The organism is Sulfurovum aggregans, from assembly GCF_055385215.1.
In genome coordinates this window covers 1,360,040-1,378,537 of sequence record NZ_AP042387.1, presented here as the reverse complement: position 1 = coordinate 1,378,537, position 18,498 = coordinate 1,360,040, and the positions used below count along the sequence as shown (strand labels likewise).

Annotated in this window: 23 protein-coding genes; 9 read left to right on the top strand and 14 right to left on the bottom strand. The window is 38.7% G+C overall.

What is annotated here, in order from left to right:
• Position 1: 1 nt before the first annotated feature.
• The 6 genes from gspD to ACZ48W_RS07000 are packed head-to-tail and all read right to left on the bottom strand — an operon-like array spanning position 2 to position 5,528.
• The gene (gspD, locus tag ACZ48W_RS07025) at positions 2-1,996 is read right to left on the bottom strand and encodes a type II secretion system secretin GspD (protein WP_464827632.1); all 1,995 of its coding nucleotides are present in this window, start codon (positions 1,994-1,996) and stop codon (positions 2-4) included.
• Positions 1,983-2,831 (bottom strand): PDZ domain-containing protein, encoded by an 849-nt coding sequence (locus tag ACZ48W_RS07020; RefSeq protein WP_464827631.1) that lies wholly within the window; start codon positions 2,829-2,831, stop codon positions 1,983-1,985. Before ACZ48W_RS07020 ends, gspD begins: the two co-directional genes overlap by 14 nt.
• Positions 2,815-3,330, bottom strand: coding sequence for a hypothetical protein (locus tag ACZ48W_RS07015; RefSeq protein ID WP_464827629.1), 516 nt, complete (start codon positions 3,328-3,330; stop codon positions 2,815-2,817). The genes ACZ48W_RS07020 and ACZ48W_RS07015 overlap by 17 nt, the downstream gene beginning before the upstream one ends.
• Positions 3,318-3,719, bottom strand: coding sequence for a hypothetical protein (locus tag ACZ48W_RS07010; protein WP_464827628.1), 402 nt, complete (start codon positions 3,717-3,719; stop codon positions 3,318-3,320). Before ACZ48W_RS07010 ends, ACZ48W_RS07015 begins: the two co-directional genes overlap by 13 nt.
• Positions 3,716-4,627: a hypothetical protein gene (locus ACZ48W_RS07005; protein ID WP_464827627.1), complete on the bottom strand. Its 912-nt coding sequence runs from the start codon at positions 4,625-4,627 to the stop codon at positions 3,716-3,718. The genes ACZ48W_RS07010 and ACZ48W_RS07005 overlap by 4 nt, the downstream gene beginning before the upstream one ends.
• On the bottom strand, positions 4,614-5,528 hold the full coding sequence (locus tag ACZ48W_RS07000) for a hypothetical protein (protein WP_464827626.1): 915 nt from the start codon (positions 5,526-5,528) through the stop codon (positions 4,614-4,616). Before ACZ48W_RS07000 ends, ACZ48W_RS07005 begins: the two co-directional genes overlap by 14 nt.
• Before the next feature lie 67 nt (positions 5,529-5,595).
• Here ACZ48W_RS07000 and gspG point away from each other — a divergent pair, with 67 nt between their 5' ends.
• From gspG to ACZ48W_RS06985, 3 genes are read left to right on the top strand one after another with little or no spacing between them, the layout of a single operon-like run.
• A complete protein-coding gene (gspG, locus tag ACZ48W_RS06995) occupies positions 5,596-6,027 on the top strand; it encodes a type II secretion system major pseudopilin GspG (protein WP_464827624.1) in 432 nt (143 codons plus the stop codon).
• 7 nt (positions 6,028-6,034) lie between these two features.
• Entirely contained in the window at positions 6,035-6,583 is a 549-nt protein-coding gene (locus ACZ48W_RS06990) for a prepilin-type N-terminal cleavage/methylation domain-containing protein (RefSeq protein WP_464827622.1), read from the top strand.
• The gene (locus ACZ48W_RS06985; RefSeq protein WP_464827621.1) at positions 6,580-6,990 is read left to right on the top strand and encodes a hypothetical protein; all 411 of its coding nucleotides are present in this window, start codon (positions 6,580-6,582) and stop codon (positions 6,988-6,990) included. The genes ACZ48W_RS06990 and ACZ48W_RS06985 overlap by 4 nt, the downstream gene beginning before the upstream one ends.
• On the opposite strand, the gene ACZ48W_RS06980 is transcribed toward ACZ48W_RS06985, so the two are convergent.
• The 4 genes from ACZ48W_RS06980 to ACZ48W_RS06965 form a co-directional block, all read right to left on the bottom strand.
• Positions 6,977-7,390 (bottom strand): exosortase/archaeosortase family protein, encoded by a 414-nt coding sequence (locus ACZ48W_RS06980; protein WP_464827620.1) that lies wholly within the window; start codon positions 7,388-7,390, stop codon positions 6,977-6,979. The two genes, ACZ48W_RS06985 and ACZ48W_RS06980, sit on opposite strands and share 14 nt — an antisense overlap.
• Before the next feature lie 64 nt (positions 7,391-7,454).
• Complete coding sequence (locus tag ACZ48W_RS06975; protein WP_464827619.1) at positions 7,455-7,880, bottom strand: Hsp20/alpha crystallin family protein; 426 nt, start codon at positions 7,878-7,880, stop codon at positions 7,455-7,457.
• A 10-nt stretch (positions 7,881-7,890) separates the two neighbouring features.
• The gene (locus tag ACZ48W_RS06970; protein ID WP_464827617.1) at positions 7,891-8,325 is read right to left on the bottom strand and encodes an Hsp20/alpha crystallin family protein; all 435 of its coding nucleotides are present in this window, start codon (positions 8,323-8,325) and stop codon (positions 7,891-7,893) included.
• A gap of 88 nt (positions 8,326-8,413) precedes the next feature.
• On the bottom strand, positions 8,414-9,091 hold the full coding sequence (locus tag ACZ48W_RS06965; RefSeq protein WP_464827616.1) for a Crp/Fnr family transcriptional regulator: 678 nt from the start codon (positions 9,089-9,091) through the stop codon (positions 8,414-8,416).
• 151 nt (positions 9,092-9,242) lie between these two features.
• Here ACZ48W_RS06965 and ACZ48W_RS06960 point away from each other — a divergent pair, with 151 nt between their 5' ends.
• The 5 genes from ACZ48W_RS06960 to mobA are packed head-to-tail and all read left to right on the top strand — an operon-like array spanning position 9,243 to position 13,414.
• Positions 9,243-10,457 (top strand): type II secretion system F family protein, encoded by a 1,215-nt coding sequence (locus ACZ48W_RS06960; protein ID WP_464827615.1) that lies wholly within the window; start codon positions 9,243-9,245, stop codon positions 10,455-10,457.
• 17 nt (positions 10,458-10,474) lie between these two features.
• Positions 10,475-11,233 carry a TIGR04219 family outer membrane beta-barrel protein gene (locus ACZ48W_RS06955; protein ID WP_464827614.1) on the top strand — a complete coding sequence of 253 codons (759 nt, stop codon included), beginning with the start codon at positions 10,475-10,477 and terminating at the stop codon, positions 11,231-11,233.
• A complete protein-coding gene (locus ACZ48W_RS06950; protein WP_464827613.1) occupies positions 11,233-11,718 on the top strand; it encodes an RDD family protein in 486 nt (161 codons plus the stop codon). Before ACZ48W_RS06955 ends, ACZ48W_RS06950 begins: the two co-directional genes overlap by 1 nt.
• A gap of 11 nt (positions 11,719-11,729) precedes the next feature.
• Positions 11,730-12,848 (top strand): MFS transporter, encoded by a 1,119-nt coding sequence (locus ACZ48W_RS06945; protein ID WP_464827612.1) that lies wholly within the window; start codon positions 11,730-11,732, stop codon positions 12,846-12,848.
• Positions 12,845-13,414 carry a molybdenum cofactor guanylyltransferase MobA gene (mobA, locus tag ACZ48W_RS06940; protein ID WP_464827611.1) on the top strand — a complete coding sequence of 190 codons (570 nt, stop codon included), beginning with the start codon at positions 12,845-12,847 and terminating at the stop codon, positions 13,412-13,414. The genes ACZ48W_RS06945 and mobA overlap by 4 nt, the downstream gene beginning before the upstream one ends.
• 10 nt (positions 13,415-13,424) lie before the next feature.
• Here the strand turns inward: mobA and ACZ48W_RS06935 are convergent, their stop codons facing one another.
• Entirely contained in the window at positions 13,425-14,342 is a 918-nt protein-coding gene (locus ACZ48W_RS06935; protein WP_464827610.1) for a LysR substrate-binding domain-containing protein, read from the bottom strand.
• Positions 14,343-14,484: 142 nt separating this feature from the next.
• On the opposite strand from ACZ48W_RS06935, the gene ACZ48W_RS06930 reads away from it, so the two are divergent.
• The gene (locus ACZ48W_RS06930) at positions 14,485-15,552 is read left to right on the top strand and encodes a YeiH family protein (protein ID WP_464827609.1); all 1,068 of its coding nucleotides are present in this window, start codon (positions 14,485-14,487) and stop codon (positions 15,550-15,552) included.
• Between the two features lie 87 nt (positions 15,553-15,639).
• Here the strand turns inward: ACZ48W_RS06930 and ACZ48W_RS06925 are convergent, their stop codons facing one another.
• The 3 genes from ACZ48W_RS06925 to clpP all read right to left on the bottom strand — a co-directional run bounded on the left by ACZ48W_RS06925 (position 15,640) and on the right by clpP (position 18,422).
• The gene (locus ACZ48W_RS06925; RefSeq protein WP_464830479.1) at positions 15,640-17,151 is read right to left on the bottom strand and encodes a YifB family Mg chelatase-like AAA ATPase; all 1,512 of its coding nucleotides are present in this window, start codon (positions 17,149-17,151) and stop codon (positions 15,640-15,642) included.
• A gap of 149 nt (positions 17,152-17,300) precedes the next feature.
• Positions 17,301-17,825, bottom strand: coding sequence for a peptide deformylase (def, locus tag ACZ48W_RS06920; RefSeq protein ID WP_464827608.1), 525 nt, complete (start codon positions 17,823-17,825; stop codon positions 17,301-17,303).
• Between the two features lie 9 nt (positions 17,826-17,834).
• A complete protein-coding gene (gene clpP, locus ACZ48W_RS06915; RefSeq protein ID WP_464827513.1) occupies positions 17,835-18,422 on the bottom strand; it encodes an ATP-dependent Clp endopeptidase proteolytic subunit ClpP in 588 nt (195 codons plus the stop codon).
• Positions 18,423-18,498 lie beyond the last annotated feature (76 nt).

The window sequence follows — 18,498 nt, the reverse complement described above, 5'->3', positions numbered from 1 at the left end:
GCTACTCCTCTTCCTCATCCAGTATAGACAAATTGCTTTTAGGCTTTCTTCGGATTCTCTGGCTTGCAGGACTTGCCGTACTTTCATCACTATAGCTTTCACCACTCTTTTTTTCAAGCCCTTCACGTACAAAAGCATTATATTTGGTCTGTATCTCTTCAAGTTCGGCAAGTGCTGTCCGTAAACGCTGAAGATCATCACTTTTTCTTATGATATAAGGGGTAAGATAGATAACAACATTTACTTTACTCTGCGCACTGTCTCTGGAAGTAAATAGTTCTCCAAGTATAGGGATATCTCCCAAGAACGGCACTTTTGTAACCGTTTTCCCTCCTGAACTTTTGATCAGTCCGCCTAAAATGATCGTCTCACCGTTATTGACAATTGCATTGGTCAGTACTTTACGTTTCGTTGTGGTTGGTCTGTCTGCGGAAGCACTTGAACCAGGCAGGACATCTTCAATCTGTGTTTCCACTTCCAGAGTGACTTTGTTATTGCTGGAGAGTCTCGGTTTTACTTTCAAGGTAATCCCTATATCTTCCCTTGAGTAGTTATTAACAATATTTGCCTGCCCCTGTGTGGACTGCTGAGCCTGGGTTAAAATAGACTGTGTCTGCCCTACATAGATAGAAGCTTCTTTATTGTTGGTACATAGAATAGAGGGTTCACTCAGAATGTGTGCTGCACCGTTTTGTTTAAGAAGGTCAAGTTTTGCACCCAAAGCAAAGATCTGTGAGATATTACTGTCAAAACTGAATGCTTTATCCGTAGAAGTATATGCATTTCCATTAATATCAAATTGTGTAGTCTCATTATTCAGGAATCCCAGCAATGTATCTGATACCATTAAAGAGGATGCTCCCATATTCCCTGCCAGCGAGAAAAGCCCTGTAGAAGTGATCTTCCCTCCTTCAAATCCGTATTTAAGACCGATCTGTTCAGCAAGTCCGGTATTGATCTCTACGATACGTGCTTTCACATATACCTGCACTTTGGGAATATCTATCTTTTTGACTGTCTCTCTTATGTTCCTGATCTGTTCTCCGGTCGCAAGTATAATCAGCGCATTTCTTTCCACATCTGAAACCACCATTGCTTTACTAGGCGGCTTTCCGCCTTTTTTAGGCTGCTTAAGAGCAACATTGTTCATTTGTGATACCAGCTTGGAGAGGATCTTCTCCATCTCTTCCACATTGGAATTCTTCAGACGGATCACATACATTTTTTGTGTCTGCTCTTCCCCTTTCATATCCAGCTGCTTGATATATCTGATCATTCGGCGGTTGTTGTCTGTTTTGCCTACCAGTATGATGGAATTGGTTGCTTCATCTTTGAAAATATCTACTTTTTCACTCTCAATGGTCCGGGGAAACAGTTTTTTTGCCATATTCTGTGCATTGCTGAACACATCTTTCACACTGGCGTTCTTGAGTTTTACGACCATAGATCTCTTTTCACCCCTTTCTTCTACAGCCTTGATCACTTTGGAGATGGAACGCAATGTTCTGGGTGTTGCGGTAATTGCCAGGACATTGTTCTCTTTAAAAGAGATCACTTTTGCATTTTTGTGCAATAACGGTTTTATCTTCGCCCGTATCACGGCTGCATTGGAGTTTTTAAGCGGGAACATCACTGTTTTCATGGTCTCACCATCTACACTGCTGCTGACATCGAGTCCTTCTCCTGCAGCATTGGTACCTTTTACCACTTTGTAGTACTCTCCCAGATCAACGATCGTATAGCCTTTGCTTCCCAAAATGGAGTTTGCCAATGGGATAAGAGAACTCTTTTTTATAGGCTCCTGTGAAACAAAATTGATTTTACCTTTCAGGTCAACATCGATCAAAATATTTTTATGCGTGATCTTTGAGACCATCTCTACAAAATCTTTTATATTCAAGTTACGAAAATTTATATCTATCTTTTCTTCTTCCTGTGCATGTAATCCTATAGACAATATAAGCAATATACTCAATACTATTTTAGTTAATTTCATATTCTAACTCCATTTCTTCTTTTCCTCTTTTGATCGTTAAGCTGAGACTATCTATCGAGTCTATACTTTTATAGAAATCCATTGCTGCATTATAACTGGTCAGCTCCTGTCCGTTCACCGCCTTGATTACATCACCTCTTTTTAATCCAAGTTTTGAAAAAAGACTGTTCTTTCGAATAAAAGTCACACGGAATCCCTTCAGCTCTTTTCCGTTTTTCTCTTCAGTCACTCCAATATCTTTTCCTATATCCTTCATATTCTTCGCATAGTATTCAACTAGACTTTTATCTACGATCTTATGATCTCCTGCATCCACGATCTCTCCTTCCGGTTTTGCAGAAGATGATTTTTCTTTTTGGAGATGGGTCCTGGAGCTGATCGGATATTTCTCTCCCTTTCCCTCTCTGCTCTTAACAAGGTTTATCCGAAAAGTTCTGGATTGTTTACTGAACGTGGCAAAATTTCTTCCTGCACCCTCCAGTACATACCCGTTGATCTCATCTCCTCTGGAAAGGACTTTTGTTTTATTTTTATATGACACTGTGATAACCGTTGTATCCGAAGCATTATAAATGGCCAGAAGTATAATATCCTTAATATTTCCATGGGATCCAACCGAACGACTAGGTTTCAATTTTGCAGGAACAGGCATTTCGTTTGGTGTCAGTTTTACTCTGTAATAGAGGGCTTTCCCCCTTTTTTCATCTCTATGATCTACACCGTATGAAGGAAGCCATAATACCTCAACAGCGAACCAAAGCAGTTTGACCATCAGTAAAAGCAGTAGAGCAGCAATGAACATTTTAACCGTTTCGGGTTTAAAAAGATTTTTCATAGTACCATCCTTTTTCACCTTTTTTCAATTCGGATCTTATAGTCCCTATCTCTTTGACTTCAGTAAAATTTATATGGAGTTTCCGTTCTTTCAGATCAATACTTCCTTCAAATGTACCGAATATACCTTCTGCATGTACCCATACAGTCAAAGGAGAGAGTAAAGTATGGGTCAAAAATACTTTATCCGTTTTTTGAGGAAACATTGCTTTCAAGGAATCATCCAGCACCATACTGTCTATTTCAACTTTTGTGTAGAAAAGCAGGGTATGGCATGTAAGCTTTTCAATGTCTGCTATTTTGATTCCTTTTCCATATACGGAAGCATCTCTGATACTTAAGGAGAACCATCCTTCCTCTATGCTTTGCTCATTTATCTCTATCTCTTGTTCGGCAAGCGCTTTTTCCAAGGCGTAGTACATTTCCTGTTTAGGCATGAACACCAGCAGAGCAAACCAAATGAGAAGCAGGGTCAGAAGAATTTTTTTTACCATTTGCATTTAAACTCCACATGATACGACGGACCTGTCTTTTTGATATCCAATTGTCTGATCACTACAGGAAGATTCAATATCCCTGTAATAAGTTTGTTTAATTCTTTTGCACTTAAGCCTTCATACACTGCTGTGACTTTTTTACTTTTCCTGCTCCATTTGACTTTGGAGACAGGAACAAGGCCCTTTAGTTTTTCTACTTTTTTGCCTGTTTTTTTATCTGCCCATACTTTTTTAAGTGTAACAACTTCCTTGAAATCACTTACTGCCTGTGCTGTACGGGCCGCCTCTTCCTGCTGGAAAGAGCGCTGCCCGTTCTTATATAGAAACGCTCCAAGCATGAGCAGGAATGCCAGGAACACTACCAATTCGTTCTGATACCGTTTCAAACTCATAATGTTCCCTTTATCTCTATAGTGCCCGCCGCTTTTGAAGTATGCAGCTTCTCCTTTTCAGCCAGCTCTTTCAAGCGTTTGGCCACTTTGTCATTACTGCATGAGAATTGCGCTTTGAAATGTTTTTCATTCAATATAAATGATGTCAGCGTAACCCCTTTGAAGATCATTTTGGAGAGTACGCGTATCATTTCCCTTTTTTTTCTTTCTGCTGTATCGATCATTCTGTATTTTTCAGCAATATTTTTTCTCTGGATCCCACTCTGCATAGAAGGGTATGCTTCCAAAAGTCTCTGCATCTCCTCTGTTTCTGCTGCATTACCGTAACGCAACCCCTCTGCAAAGAAGATTGCTGCGAAACCTATAAAGACCGCTGCCAATACCAACGCCTGTTTCAAGTTGAATACAGAACCGTATGCCCCTTCCAAAGAAACCCCTGTTCTGGGTGTAAAACTGCGGTCAAAAACCAATGGCTGCGTCTCTTCTCCCAGAACTGCCCGGGGTACAACCGTTACTGTATTGTCTAAAACCACCAGTGCTTCTTTTTTTCCCAAAAGAACCGGTGCACTGAAAGATGCAAGTGCCTGTTGCGCAAAGAAGAGTTTGGATACCTGCTCGGGCCGGATCCCCTTTGAAAGGAGAAAATCACTGATCTTCTCCGGATCATATGCGATAAAGACCCAGTTTTCCTCTTCTTTGAATACCAGATATCTGTATGCTCTCCCTGCTTCAAGCAGTCCGTCAAAAAGAGAGGGGGCTATTTTTTTTGCCTCATAGAGATATTTTACAGGGAGGGTTTCTTTTTTTACTGTATAGAACTGTGGTGTAAGCATCACATTTACCACAGATGACAAAGAGATATTTTCCATTGATGCATGGATCAACAGCAGTTCTTTATTGCTTCCCATAAAATTCAAAATCTTTTACCTCTCCTTGAATATCTACAAATTTAAATTTGAATCTTTTATCTGCATATCCATACTGAACTTCACACTCTGCTTCTTCCAAAAAATCTTTTACAAAAAGTGCTTGCCTGTATATACCACCATACTCTTCAACAAATGTTTTAAGCTTGGTCTGCCCCTCTATCCATTCTTCTTTTACCGTAACCAGATCAATATCAAAAAGCAAAGAGATCAGTTCTGCAGACATATAATCACCGTCTATCTCTTTTGCCGCAGAACCGAATACAAAAAATTTTGACCAGGGCACCTTCCTTACGTTCTGATCATCAACTTCAAACTGATACCGGCTTATAATCGCCTCAAACTGTTCATACGATATAATACCGTTTTTTTGTCGAAGTCTGCTTTGTTCTTTTTGAACAAACTTCCCTTTGCCGCCTATCTCTTCAAGCAGCATCTCCTGCAATCTTCCCATATCTTCCAGATCATATCTCTGTTCAATAGCATCAAATACTTTTTGTACTGCATTATACTGTTCTAACATTTCCTGACCATTACCCCTCCCCAGCCAATTGATATTGACCCCGTTTGCCAAAGGACGGCACTTGAGAAGCATGGAAAATCTACCGTCAGAGGAGGATAAAGGTACGGGTGTGGTATAGAGTGTGGTATATAGGGTTTTTTTCTTTTTAAAGTTCTGGAATATCTTTCTGATATCTGTATAGTAAAGATCTCCCTGTATCAGTGCTTTTGTGGCACCTGCCTCTTTTCTTACTTCATTAAAATAATTCAGGAGTACACCTGTCAGGGCAATGATCACAGCCAGTACAGATAAAGTAATGAGGAGAGCAATGCCCTTTTTGTGGGGAACACTCTTATGTATGCTATACTCAGGTTTATCCATCTAAAAGCTCTATTAAAGTAAAATCGTATTTGAAATATTATTATACCAAAGCAAACTAAGGATTGATATGAAAAAAAATAAAGAATTGAGAGCGGGGTTCTCTCTGATAGAACTACTTATCGTTATTGTGATACTTGGTGGGCTTGTAGCGATCGTAGCACCGGGCCTCATGGATTCCGCAGACCAGGCAAAAAGAGATACGGTATGTCTCAAAATGAATGACCTTAAAAAAAGACTCGACATGTTTAAACTTGACAACGGTGTCTATCCGGAAACCGAAGAGGGATTTGAAGCACTTTTAAGCAACCCGGATGCTGACAAATATCCTAACTACCGTGCAAAACCCTATCTTAAAAAACTTCCGAAAGATTCATGGAAAACACCTTTTGTTTATTTGAAGAACGGTTCAGACGTGGAGATCATCAGTTTTGCTGCAGATAGAAAAGAAGGCGGTGAAGAAAACAACAAAGACATCTTGCTCAGCGAGTGCAATAAATAACCTTCTGATGTCTGAACAGCCAGCAGGAAAATATCACAGGGGCTTCTCGCTTATAGAACTCCTGATCGTTATTCTTATTATTTCCATGGTCTATTTCCTGGGTTTCAGCGGGTGGGAAAAGCATATTGACAAACCTAAGGCACTTACCCCGCTTAACCTCAAATCCACTATTGTAAAATCAGATATTTTTACAGGAAAAGCTACGCTGCTCTGCGTAGACGAATGTCGCTCCTGCTATCTTCGAAAAGGGATACACTCCGACTTTCAGCCTTACAACAATGCTATAGACCTCAAAAGACCGAGAGCCTACACACTGGACAGCAGAGACGCTCTTCTTCCCCTGGAATATGGACGGTATCAGGACAGAAAAATATGTCTTCTCCTTAACTTTTACCGGAATGGAAGCAGCACTCAGATCATTTTGAAAAATGAAGATGCTGTCTATTTCCTGCCTGCTTTTTTTGGGACACCCCAAAAAGTGGATTCTCTGGAAGAAGCAAGGGATCTTTGGCTTAAGAACAGTGAGCTTGTATCAAACAGTGGAGACTTTTATTGAAAACTTTACGTCCTGCCTTTACTATTATCGAGATCCTCATTTCTGTAATTATTATCTCTGTTTCCATCATCGGTATTCTTAAGATACACAGCCAAAATCAGGAACAGATCATTTATATTTCCGAAAGAAACAACCGCTCTTTGCAGGACTCACTTTTTTTGGCAGAAGATGTAACACGCTACCATAAAGAAAGAAAATCCGCTTATGACATTCTGCAAAAACATTTTAAGATCGAAAATCTGAAAAGCAGAGAAATTTTAAAAAACAGCGCCCGGGACTTTTTTATCCCTGAACCTGTTAAGATCTTACCAGTCGAGGGATATGGGCCAACTGCCATTATAGATGAGATCATGATCAAAGATCAATATTCTTCTATGTATTATCATGTTAAGATCAGTAGTTTCTAACTCTTCTTCCGGATCTTTTTATACATAAAACAAAAAGTCCCAATCCCCATAGCATCAATAATACATTTCCAAAAAAGTCATGAGACCAGTAAAAGTTCCCTCTGCCTCCTTCTCCCTCTACAAAATACACTACCATTAATATGCGTATAATATTGACCATAGTGAATGACAGATATCCAATCAGCATCCATACTGCCTTGGATAGGTACGGAGGGATAGGCAAGTATCGAAGCAAATAAAAAAGTACAGGTATTATTCCGTTACAGGCCTGGCTGATAATGATCCTGTAATGCGGATTTATCATAATATCCGCATCGATCAGCTGGCCTGGAGACAGGAAGATACTTAAAAAGTAAAGTGTAAGACGGGTCTGTCCCTCATCCACATATACAGACAGCATTGAGGTAGGTGCGTAAAAAAAATGTTCAATACTCTCCCCTCTGCTCCGGAGAGAGTATTCTTACTTATTTAATAGAAATATTACGTGCTTTTCTAGATTCTTCTTTCTCCAGTGTAATATAGAGCCGACCATCTTCCAGATGTGCAGAGATCTTCTCCCTGTCTATATCTTTCGGCAGGATAAAACTTCTTGAAATCAGACCGAAGTTACTTTCACGTAGATAATAGTCATCCTCTTTTACTTCTTTTTTGGCTTTTCTTGTAGCATTGACCGTAAGATACTCATCTTCGATCTTGAGTTCGATATCTTCTTTTTTCACACCCGGCAGGTCGATCTCTATATCATAGGTATCACTGCTGTGTTTTGCAAAATTTGCCAAAGGCAGATGTCTGGCTACATTTCCGAGCGTCTCTTTTGCAACTTCCAATCCATGTTCCACTTTTTCCTCAACATTTTGGACCAATTCTTTTCCTTTTTCTGCAATACTCATACTATCCTCCTTATTTGATCTCAATTTTTTTGCATGATGTATCTATTTTAAGTTTGGGGATCACTATTTCCAAAACACCATCTTCTGATTCTGCATGGATATTTTCAATATCTACTTTTTCAGGCAGAGTAAAACTTCTTGAGAAAACACCATAGCTGCTCTCTATTTTATGGTAATCTTCTTCTTTTACTTCATCTCTGAGTTTTCTCTCTCCCGAGATAGTCAACACATTTCCATCGACTTTTACATCTACATCTTCTTTCTTAATACCCGGCAGTTCCACTTCTATATGGTATGCCTCTTTACCTTCACGGGTATTGATTTTAGGGTTGAAATCTGCCAGGGAATGCATCTCTGTCTGTTCTCCGACCGATTTCATAATAGCATTTACCAGATCAAAACTTTTTCTTATATCATTAAATGGTTCAAAGTGTCTTACTAACATGCTTTCTCCTTTTTTCTACTTTGTTATGCATGTATTATAAAAGAGTGTATGAAGAAAAAAATGCTACTAAAGTCGCATTTTGCATATTTTAAGGTAATAATAACTGTTTGGAGTGGGCTAAAAGTTTTTTGACATCTTTAATGAAGATATTTTTACGGCTGTTCTCTATGGTCTGATCATTCTCAAGTTCTTTTAAATGTCTTTCAACCACATGTCTGACCGTTCCCAGCAGTTTGGCGATCTCTGTTTTGGAAAGATTTTGCAACAGTCGGAAATACTGTCTGTTTCCCGGGTCGATATTTTGCAGTAAAAGCTTAGAGAGTCGTTCAAATGTGCTGTATAAAGAGAGATCGCATGCCAACTCTTCCGTATGACGCATTTGTGAAGCCAGATAAGGGAAAAAATGCCGATTAAACTGTTCATTGGTATGTAACCACTCACGTACTTTTGCAATGGGAAATTCCAAAAGTTCAACCTCTTCAAGTACTTCGTACAGCACATCATGCGGCTTACCGTCAAGAAGGATCAGAGTGTCGAACATATCTCCCTGACGGTAGATAAAAAGTGTCTGTTCTTTACCGTTACTCAAGTTCATCTGATAACTTTTGATCCTCCCCTTCAAAACGATATAAAAATAAGAAGAGAGTCTTCCGTCAGTAAAAGGCATCTCCTTTTTTTTAAAAGAGACCAGCTTTCCGTATTTACTGAATTGTTGCTCAAAACTCTGATCGAGACCTTTAAATATTTCTATCTCATTATGCTGCACTGTTTTCCTTTTTTAAATGAACTCCAAGTATAATAATTTAAAGTAAATGAATGATGAATGCCTTTTCCTTTATACTTTCTTCTCTCCTTTTCTCAAAGATACAGCTAAAAAAGTTATAATATCACTAATTCAGGCAAGGACTATAATACAGATGCTTTTTAAATATAAAGGATTTGACAAATCAGGGAAAAAAGTCAAAGGTACTGTTACTGCCAGTTCAATAGAAGAGGCTGGACAAAAACTCCGTTCCGGCGGCATCTACCATGAAGGGCTCTCCCCTACAAAAGAGTTTTCCCTTGAAGCTTTTTCCAAACGTCAAATGCCTGGTGAACTTCTTGCTGCTTTTTCAAAAGAACTCTCTTCCTATCTTAACTCCGGTATGACCATCCTGACAGCGATCAAGCTTCTTGAAAATCAGCACGAGGGAGAAAAGCGTTATGTCTCTTTTTTAAATTCAATCAAAACTATGATTGATGAAGGTAAATCACTCTACCATGCACTCAATTCCCAAAAAGTCTATGCGATGCCTGAGTTCTTCTTACAGAGCCTGAACATTGCCGGACAAAGCGGGAAAATGGTGGAAGTACTTAGCAATATGGGAAATTTCTTCTCTGCGCAGAACAAAGTAAAAAAACAGGTAAAAGGGGCAATGGTTTACCCTGCTGTTATCTTTACTGTTGCCATAGCCATGACCAGTTTTCTCATTGCTTTTGTGGTACCTAAAATTACAGCTATTTTTGAAGATACTGACCAGGAACTCCCGCCTATCACACAATTTGTACTGAATATCAGTGATTTTTTAACTGCTTATTATATACATCTGATCATAGGTATCACCCTTTTTATTGTGCTCTTTAAACTGGCATATGCAAAAATAGACTCATTTCATAGGCTCATAGACGGATGGTTGCTAAAAATACCTGTTTTGGGGTCACTCATCCAAAATCATGAACTGGGAAGATTTTCTTACATTCTCTCTTTAATGCTTGATTCAGGAGTTGCTTATGCACAGGCTGTTAAGCTCTCTACCGCATCATTTGGCAACTATAAACTCAGGGAACTTTTTGAAAAAGCCTCTACCAAGGTCCTTGAAGGAAATAAGCTTTCCAATGCCTTACAACTTACAAAAGGCGTTAAGTTAAAACGTAACTTTATGCAGTCGCTTGCTCTAGGTGAAGAGTCCAGTGAAGTCGCAAGTATCCTGAACAATATTTCAAATCTATATGCCGAAGAGAATGAAGATAAACTCAAATTACTTTTGGGGCTTCTAGAACCTTTTATGATGCTTTTCATCGGTGTGATCGTCGGTGTGATAGTATCTGCCATGCTGCTCCCTATCTTTACTATGACGCAAGGCTTACAATAAAATTATAAAGGAAACATATGACAAAATTGCAAAAATTAGGTTATTTAACACTGCTTGGCACTGTTACCATCTATGCTGATACTATTGGAGGAGAAGTCTCTTTGGGCTTTTACAGCCATGCCCCCAGCGGATATACTTCATATGAGAATACGACATCTATAGATCTTGAAGATGATCTTAAGTGGAGTGAAGAACAGGATATGATACTAAAAGCATATATTGAACATCCTACCCCTTTTCTCCCAAATCTAAAAGTAGCATATACAGATCTGTCACATACCGGTCAGGGCACCGTTACTGCTTTCTCCTGGGGAGACATCATTAATGTGACTGGAGATATTGACTCTTCTCTTGATCTTAAAATGTACGATGCTACATTGTACTACGAACTGCTGGACAATACGATTGAGATAGATACGGGTATTACATTACGCTATTTGGATGGCAATATTGATGTTACAGTCACACCGCTTCTTTCTCTTGTGGAAGAACATGAAGTTGTCAATTTTACTACTTTGGTTCCTATGCTCTATGGAAAACTCAAAGCAAATATCCCGGCAACAGATATTAGTCTTCAGGCTGAAGGGAACTTCATTACCTATGAAGATACAACTTTCTATGACTATGAGATCAGTGCACGCTACTCTTTTACAATGGGCTTCGGTATTGAAGCAGGTTATAAAGCCATCCATCTTGACAGTGAGGATCTTGAAGAAGGACTGAGTACCAATATAGACTTCCAGGGTCCTTATGCCAGCATCATCTGGGATTTCTAATGGCAAAACAACGATTTCGAGATATCAAGCAAGGCAGAAAAAAAGAAGAGAAAATAAAAGATATTTCTTCTCTAAAACAGAGAGACTATGCTTCCAAAGCAAGTAAAGTAAAAGCATTTCTTACTGATGCCTTCATGCTTGTAATGCCTATTATGTATATTGTCTTTTATCTTGTTATGGGAGGTCGTGAAGGCTTTGCGGAGCATAAAGCACTCGGATGGCTTTATATTCTGGTCCCTTTGGTCAGCATACAAACCATTTTTATGTTTAACACTGGCCAAACCCCGGGTTATCGTGCCTATGACCTGATGGTCATAGATGAATCTACCGGAGAAAAACCCTCTTTTTTTGTGATCCTCTTTAGAAATATGTGTGCAGTGTTGTCTCTTTTCACTTTCTTCGGTTGGATCATGATGTTCTTCAGAAAAGACCATAAAACACTTCATGACCTCTTAAGCCGTACAGCAGTTATACACAAAAAATGATATTGTAGAAAATGAGAACTGCATATTCCTCTTTATTCTCCCCCCTTTTGGGAGCATATTATTTCTTTTACTTTGCACTTGTGGGTGTGTATGTTATCTTTATGCCCAAAGTCCTGCTCGGATTGGGGTACTCTGCTGTTGATGTAGGGATCATCTATGCTGCTGCACCCTTTATGCGTTTTTTGCTCCCTTTTGTATTTCGTCACTATCTTGCTCTCACTGCAAAAGTCTATCTACTCTCTCTTCTATTGACCTTTATCGGAACACTGCTTTTTTTAGCCAGTGTTGAGAGTTTTTGGATCTATCTTTTTGCTAATCTTGTTTTTGGTGCGGCCATGGGTATTTCCCTGCCGTACATAGAGACTATTGCCCTTGCCTCTTTGTCTAAAAACCGTTATGGGAAAGTACGTCTATGGGGTTCTTTAGGGTTCATGGGAATCGCACTTTGGCTGGGGAAAGTACTTGACTCCCCCTATCAGGCACTCTACTATTTGAGCACTATGGCATTTTTGACCTTTCTCTTTGGTGCAATACTCACAAAATATGATACTATCTCCCATGGATCAGCACAGGAAGATGCCAGTTTTTCACTTTTAAAATATTGGGCATTTTGGACCTCTGTATTTCTCATGCAGGTAGGATTTGGAGGGTTCTATAACTTTTTCACCATTTATGAAACTTCCCATGGTATCTCTCTTGAAATAATAAGCTGGATGTGGAGTTTCGGTGTTATTTGTGAAATTGTCATGCTCTATTTTCAGGGACCTCTTTTACAAAGAAATCTACTGAACATCCTGCAGTTCGCAACATTTGTTACTGCCATACGATGGATGATGCTCTATCTTTTTCCGGACTCGGTTGTACTTACTTTTGCCTCCCAGTCACTCCATGCTGTCAGCTTCGCCCTCTATCATTCAGCAGCCATCACATACGTTTTTTCACTCTATACCCAGAAAAAACTTGCCCAACAGTTTTTTCTGGGTATTGCATTTGGACTGGGCGGGTCGGTAGGAGCCGTACTTTCCGGACAAATTTATGGAGAAAACATGTTTTTGATAGAAGCTGTTATCGCTTTTATGGCATTTGTGGTATTGTGGGTACATCAAAAACGTAAAGTGAACATTACATGAAGTATCCTATACCGGCTATCATCTTTGCAGGAGGTAAAAGCTCTCGCATGGGTAAAGACAAAGCATTGCTGCCTTTTGGAAAGTATAATACACTGAGTGAATTTCAGTATAAGAAACTTAGTTTGCTGTTTAAAAAAGTCTATCTCTGTGCAAAAGAGGATAAGTTTAATTTTGAAGCTGCTGTCATCACTGATAAATATGAAGAGAATTCACCGTTGGTAGGCATTATCTCACTTTTTGAGACATTGGAAGAAGATGAAATTTTTATACTTAGTGTAGATGCTCCATTTGTAGATGAAAAAGTCATAAAAAAACTTTTGCGACCTACTGAAGAAAAGTTTGATGCTATTATCGCTAAAAGCCCCAATGGAGTACAACCACTCTGCGGTGTATATAGACGTTCCATATTGCCCTTGGCGCAAAAGCATTTAACTGAGGGGAATCATAGACTAAGTGATCTACTCAAGGAAGCACACACTCGGTTTGTTACTTTTGAGGATGATACACCTTTTATAAATTTAAACCATCCTCATGAATATGAACTTGCCTTAAAAAAGTTCTTTTGATTTATAAAACTTATTTTGATTTAAAACTCTTTTTATTTTCATTATCAAGCATCTGCATCATTAGTTTTTTAGAGAAAAAAAGAAATTTTTCAAACAATGTACTATGATACTTGTCTTTATGATATATCATCAAAAAGTCTCGCTTACATTCAAAATTCTTCACATCTACTTGATGTAGCTTTCCTTCTTTTATCTCAGTTTCTACAGATATCTTTGAAATACATGTCAAACATTCACGGTTCATCAGAATACTTTTAATAGACTCGGTATGTCCCAACTCAAAAAAGATATTCAGGTTATCTACTTTTTCTTTAATATAATTCAAAAAAACTTCTCGTGTACCGGATCCCTCTTCTCTGAGTACCCATCTCTTTTCAGCCAACTCATCAATATAACAGGAATTACACAAATTTTTATTTGAAGTTACAACAAGAAGTTCATCTACACCTATCTTCTCTTTTATAATGTCAGAACCTGAAACAAATCCTTCCACGAAACCTATATCGATCACACCATCCTGTATCATTTGTGTGATCTCTTTGGTATTTCCTTCTTTAAGTGTAATCTTGACATCCGGATAGGAACTCATATAGCTGCAAATGATAGAAGGCATCAGATAATCTACAATGGTAGTACTTGCCCCTACACGGATCATCCCTTTATTTTCTGAATTCTTAAATTCATACTCAATATCCGAAAGTTTTTTAAAGATAGGATCGATCTCTTTGTAAAATGCTCTGCCCACTTCATTAAGTACCAGTTTTTTACTAATCCTGTCAAATACAGGCCGTCCCAGAATATTTTCCAACTCTTTAATGGACATTGAAATAGCTGATTGACTCAGTTTCATCTCTTTTGCTACATTGGTTAAGTGTCCGGAGGACACCACCTTCAGAAAAATTTGCATTTGTCTAAGGGTTAATTTCATCTTCTCTCTTTTTATTCTATCTATCTATAAAACTTATTAACATTCTTTATTTTATTGATTTGCCTATTATATCAAAATTATAGTAGAATTTCAAAAATGTTATCAATAATTTTGAAGATATTCACTCTAAAAAAGGATTTATATGGCTTTTTCTCCCCAAAATCGTGTCGGAACTCTAAGTGGTATTCTCTTTGTAGCTATATTTGCAGCAGCTGCAACCTATATTTCAGGACTGGGCCCGGTAAAAGCACTTGGTCTTTCTCCTCTTGTTATCGGTATTGTTATGGGTATATTTTATGCCAATACCCTCCATAATCAAACTCCGGAGGCATGGCAGAGCGGTATTACTTTTTCCGGTAAAAAGATTTTACGTTTTGCTATCGTACTTTATGGATTTAGAATTACTTTCCAGCAGATAGCTGACGTAGGATTGGATGGTTTCCTGGTTTCACTTATCATGCTTACAAGTACACTTATATTGGGTTCTTGGTTAGGCTATAAAATATTTGGTATGGATAAAGACACCTCTATACTTACTGCATCTGGAGCATCAGTTTGTGGTGCAGCAGCAGTACTTGCAACAGAACCTGTCCTAAAAGCTGAAGAGTACAAAACAGCTATCGCTGTTTCTATGGTAGTACTCTTTGGAACCATCTCTATGTTTTTGTATCCCGTACTTTACACAGCTTTTATCGAAAATGCCTCAGGATTTTTACATATGAGTGCTAGAGAGTTTGGTATCTATGTGGGTGGAACAATCCATGAGGTAGCACAGGTTGTTGCCGTACCTGCTTCTGTCCCGGGATCTCCTGTGGAAATGGCAAATGCTGCGGTCATTGTTAAAATGACACGTGTTATTATGATCGCTCCAATGCTAATCATATTAGGACTTTACCTTGCATGGTCAGCTAAAAAAGAGGGTGGAGAAAGAAATGAAAAAACCAAACTTGTTATTCCTTGGTTTGCTGTTTACTTTATCATGGTTGCAGGGTTCAACTCATTTCATCTTATACCTCAGAACATTGTTGATATCATCAACGAAATAGATACATTTTTACTTACCATGGCAATGACTGCACTTGGTATGGGAACAATCTTCTCTAAATTCAAAGGTTTGGGCCTTGCTCCTATCTATACAGCAACCAGTATGTTCCTCTGGCTTGTTATAGGTGGATTTATTGTCACAAAAGTGATCGTAGAAATATTGTAAATACGTAGAGTACACAATCACACTCCTTTGACAACAGGAAAATATAAAAGAGTATATTTGTTCGTTTGCGGTGCGTGATTGCGCACCCTACTTCCTTCTTCTGTAGCTTAATGCTTCTAAAATATCCGACTTCCCTATCTTCTCATGCATATTAAGGTCTGCTATCGTTCTCCCTGTCTTTTTGACCGAAGCGATACTTCGATGCGAAAGTCCGAATTTACCTATGGCACCTTCCAGGATCTTGCTTGCATTCTCATCTAAAATACAATAGGTCTCTATCTCCTCTTCGGTCAATTTGCCATTGAGTCTCTGCTGCCCTCTCCGTTTTTGCATTTTAAAGGCTTTGAGTACCTCTTCATGCATCTCTTTAGAAGAAATATCTCCTTTATCCGAACTCTGAACCTCCTGCATTACCACAAAAATATCTATTCGGTCCAAAAAAGGATCGGAAAGTTTGTTCTGATAACGTTTTATTTCTACTTCACTGCATCTGCAGGATTTTATCTTTGATAAAAGGTTACCGCAGGGACAGGGATTCTGTGCCGCTACGAACATGATATCCGCTTCATATTCTATCTTGGCATTTACCCTTGCAATATGGACCTTTCTGTCTTGCAGAGGCTCTCTCAATGCTTCTAAAACATTTTTGGAGAAATGAGGCAATTCATCGAAAAAAAGTATGCCTTTGTGTGCCAGGGCAACCTCCCCTATCTTTGCAACAGAGGAACCTCCACCAAAGATGGATGCAGAAGTTGCAGTATGATGAGGAGCCCTTATAGGACGCAAAGCAGAAAAACTGGGAGTTGCTCCATCCAGAAACTGATGTTTTGCTATAGAGAGTATCTCCTCCTCATACAGCGGAGGCAGAATATCTTTGATACGCTTTGCTATCATACTTTTTCCACAACCGGGATTTCCCTCCATTAAAAAATTATGCATCCCTGCTGCTGCAATGAGTGAAGCTCTCTTTGCTACAGACTGACCTTTTACATCCAGAAAATCACTCTCATACTTTTTTTCAAAATAGTAAGGTATATCTTTTAGTATAAAACTTTCCGACTCATAGGAAAATGCCTGTACATTGGCTTTGAAGTTCTTGCTTTTCAGGATCTGTATTGCTTCATTTAATGTATCTACCGCAATAAAATCTACCCCGGAAATATGACTTAGATAGCTAATGGCTTCCTTTGGAACGATCGCTCTTTGGATAAGCCCCTGCTCTTTCAATGAAAGAACCAGAGGAAACAGCATGGAACTTGTCTTTACTTTTCCATCCAGGCCCAACTCACCAAAAACAAAAAGCCCCTCTTCCTCTATGATCTTTTTGTTCAATGCAATCAAAAGTGCTAAAGAGAGGTCAAAATGCGTACCTGATTTTTTCAGATCCGAAGGACTGAGATTTACTGTTATTTTTAAAGGAGGAAAAACAAATTCATTGGTAAGCAGTGCAGACTTGGTACGTTCTTTTGCCTCCTGTATATCATTACTTGCCAGACCAACCACTGAAAATCCGGGCAGGCCTTTTGTAAAAGTAGCTTCGACTTCTATGACCTTGGCATTAACCCCTTCAAGGGTAGCACAAGTCAACCTGTTCACAATAGCTTGTTTCTTCTCTTTCTGTCTGATAGTTTTTACTTGGCCTGTTTGTCTTTCGGGTGGGAGATTACCACTATGTGTTTTTGCATTCATAGTAACAGTTTTACATAAATAGAAGAAGAACGCTGAAAATATGTCAAATTGTCATATTTTTACAATTGTTTTTGTCTTTTACGCCACTCTTTTTCGAATTTCTTTCGCTTAATATATGAGAGCTTTTCGATGAATACCTTACCATCCAAATGATCCATCTCATGTTGCATAGCGATAGCAAGGAAATCATTATCTTCTATAACCTGTTTGTTTCCATCTCTGTCAAAATACTCCACTTTGACATGTTTTGCACGCTCCACATCTTCATAGACACCGGGAATGGACAAACACCCCTCTTGGAACTTTGTTGAACCATCTTTTTCTATAATGACAGGATTTATCATCTCTAAAGTATTCTCTTTAGGTTGATCATGTTCTCCATCTTCATTTTCCAGGGGAATATTGATGATCAGTGCCCTTAAGTCAACACCTACTTGAATAGCTGCAAGTCCTACTCCGTTTTTAGCACGCATGGTCTCATACATATCATCAAGCAGATCATGCAGTGCGCCATCAAAAGACTCTACCTCTTTTGAGATGAGCTTGAGTCTCTTATCCGGGTATACTACTATCTCTCTAATCATCTGGCAAACCTAATTAAAGCTCTTCGTTAAAACTTTATCAATAAGACCATACTCTAGAGCTTCTTTTGCAGACATAAAGTTATCACGCTCTGTATCTTTTTCTATCTTTTTAGCTGTTTTACCTGTTTTTTCTGCCAAAATCTCATTGAGTGTATCTTTGAGTCTTTGTATCTCTTGAGCTTGTATCTGAATATCTGTTGACTGCCCCTGCGCTCCGCCTGATGGCTGATGTATCATGATACGTGCATGCGGAAGTGCATAACGTTTACCCTTTGTACCTGAAGCCAGGAGGAATGCTCCCATAGATGCTGCCTGACCGATACAGATCGTTACGATATCTGGCTTGATATAGTTCATTGTATCAAACATAGAAAGGCCCGAAGTGATCACCCCGCCCGGTGAATTAATGTAAAAATAGATATCTTTATCCGGATCCTGTGCTTCAAGAAACAACAGTTGTGCTACGATCGAAGAAGCAACCTGATCGTTGACTTCCCCACTCAGCATTATGATACGGTCTTTAAGCAGTCGTGAATAGATATCATAAGATCTTTCACCTCTGCCTGTCTGTTCTACAACGTATGGAATATAACTCATGTTTTTTCCTTTAATAATATATAGTTAAATAGATTTTATAATCAACTCAAATATACACTTTATTGGTTAATGAAGG

Excerpts from the sequence above, each read along its gene's own strand:
- ACZ48W_RS06960 (WP_464827615.1), top strand. The coding sequence starts at position 9,243 with ATGCTTTTTAAATATAAAGGATTTGACAAATCAGGGAAAAAAGTCAAA.
- ACZ48W_RS07005 (WP_464827627.1), bottom strand. The coding sequence starts at position 4,627 with ATGGGAAGCAATAAAGAACTGCTGTTGATCCATGCATCAATGGAAAAT.
- ACZ48W_RS06935 (WP_464827610.1), bottom strand. The coding sequence starts at position 14,342 with ATGAAATTAACCCTTAGACAAATGCAAATTTTTCTGAAGGTGGTGTCC.
- ACZ48W_RS06945 (WP_464827612.1), top strand. The coding sequence starts at position 11,730 with ATGAGAACTGCATATTCCTCTTTATTCTCCCCCCTTTTGGGAGCATAT.
- ACZ48W_RS06955 (WP_464827614.1), top strand. The coding sequence starts at position 10,475 with ATGACAAAATTGCAAAAATTAGGTTATTTAACACTGCTTGGCACTGTT.
- ACZ48W_RS07015 (WP_464827629.1), bottom strand. The coding sequence starts at position 3,330 with ATGCAAATGGTAAAAAAAATTCTTCTGACCCTGCTTCTCATTTGGTTT.
- def (WP_464827608.1), bottom strand. The coding sequence starts at position 17,825 with ATGATTAGAGAGATAGTAGTATACCCGGATAAGAGACTCAAGCTCATC.
- mobA (WP_464827611.1), top strand. The coding sequence starts at position 12,845 with ATGAAGTATCCTATACCGGCTATCATCTTTGCAGGAGGTAAAAGCTCT.
- clpP (WP_464827513.1), bottom strand. The coding sequence starts at position 18,422 with ATGAGTTATATTCCATACGTTGTAGAACAGACAGGCAGAGGTGAAAGA.
- ACZ48W_RS06980 (WP_464827620.1), bottom strand. The coding sequence starts at position 7,390 with ATGCTGTCTGTATATGTGGATGAGGGACAGACCCGTCTTACACTTTAC.
- ACZ48W_RS07000 (WP_464827626.1), bottom strand. The coding sequence starts at position 5,528 with ATGGATAAACCTGAGTATAGCATACATAAGAGTGTTCCCCACAAAAAG.
- ACZ48W_RS06975 (WP_464827619.1), bottom strand. The coding sequence starts at position 7,880 with ATGAGTATTGCAGAAAAAGGAAAAGAATTGGTCCAAAATGTTGAGGAA.
- ACZ48W_RS06990 (WP_464827622.1), top strand. The coding sequence starts at position 6,035 with ATGTCTGAACAGCCAGCAGGAAAATATCACAGGGGCTTCTCGCTTATA.
- gspD (WP_464827632.1), bottom strand. The coding sequence starts at position 1,996 with ATGAAATTAACTAAAATAGTATTGAGTATATTGCTTATATTGTCTATA.
- ACZ48W_RS07010 (WP_464827628.1), bottom strand. The coding sequence starts at position 3,719 with ATGAGTTTGAAACGGTATCAGAACGAATTGGTAGTGTTCCTGGCATTC.
- gspG (WP_464827624.1), top strand. The coding sequence starts at position 5,596 with ATGAAAAAAAATAAAGAATTGAGAGCGGGGTTCTCTCTGATAGAACTA.
- ACZ48W_RS06930 (WP_464827609.1), top strand. The coding sequence starts at position 14,485 with ATGGCTTTTTCTCCCCAAAATCGTGTCGGAACTCTAAGTGGTATTCTC.
- ACZ48W_RS07020 (WP_464827631.1), bottom strand. The coding sequence starts at position 2,831 with ATGAAAAATCTTTTTAAACCCGAAACGGTTAAAATGTTCATTGCTGCT.
- ACZ48W_RS06970 (WP_464827617.1), bottom strand. The coding sequence starts at position 8,325 with ATGTTAGTAAGACACTTTGAACCATTTAATGATATAAGAAAAAGTTTT.
- ACZ48W_RS06950 (WP_464827613.1), top strand. The coding sequence starts at position 11,233 with ATGGCAAAACAACGATTTCGAGATATCAAGCAAGGCAGAAAAAAAGAA.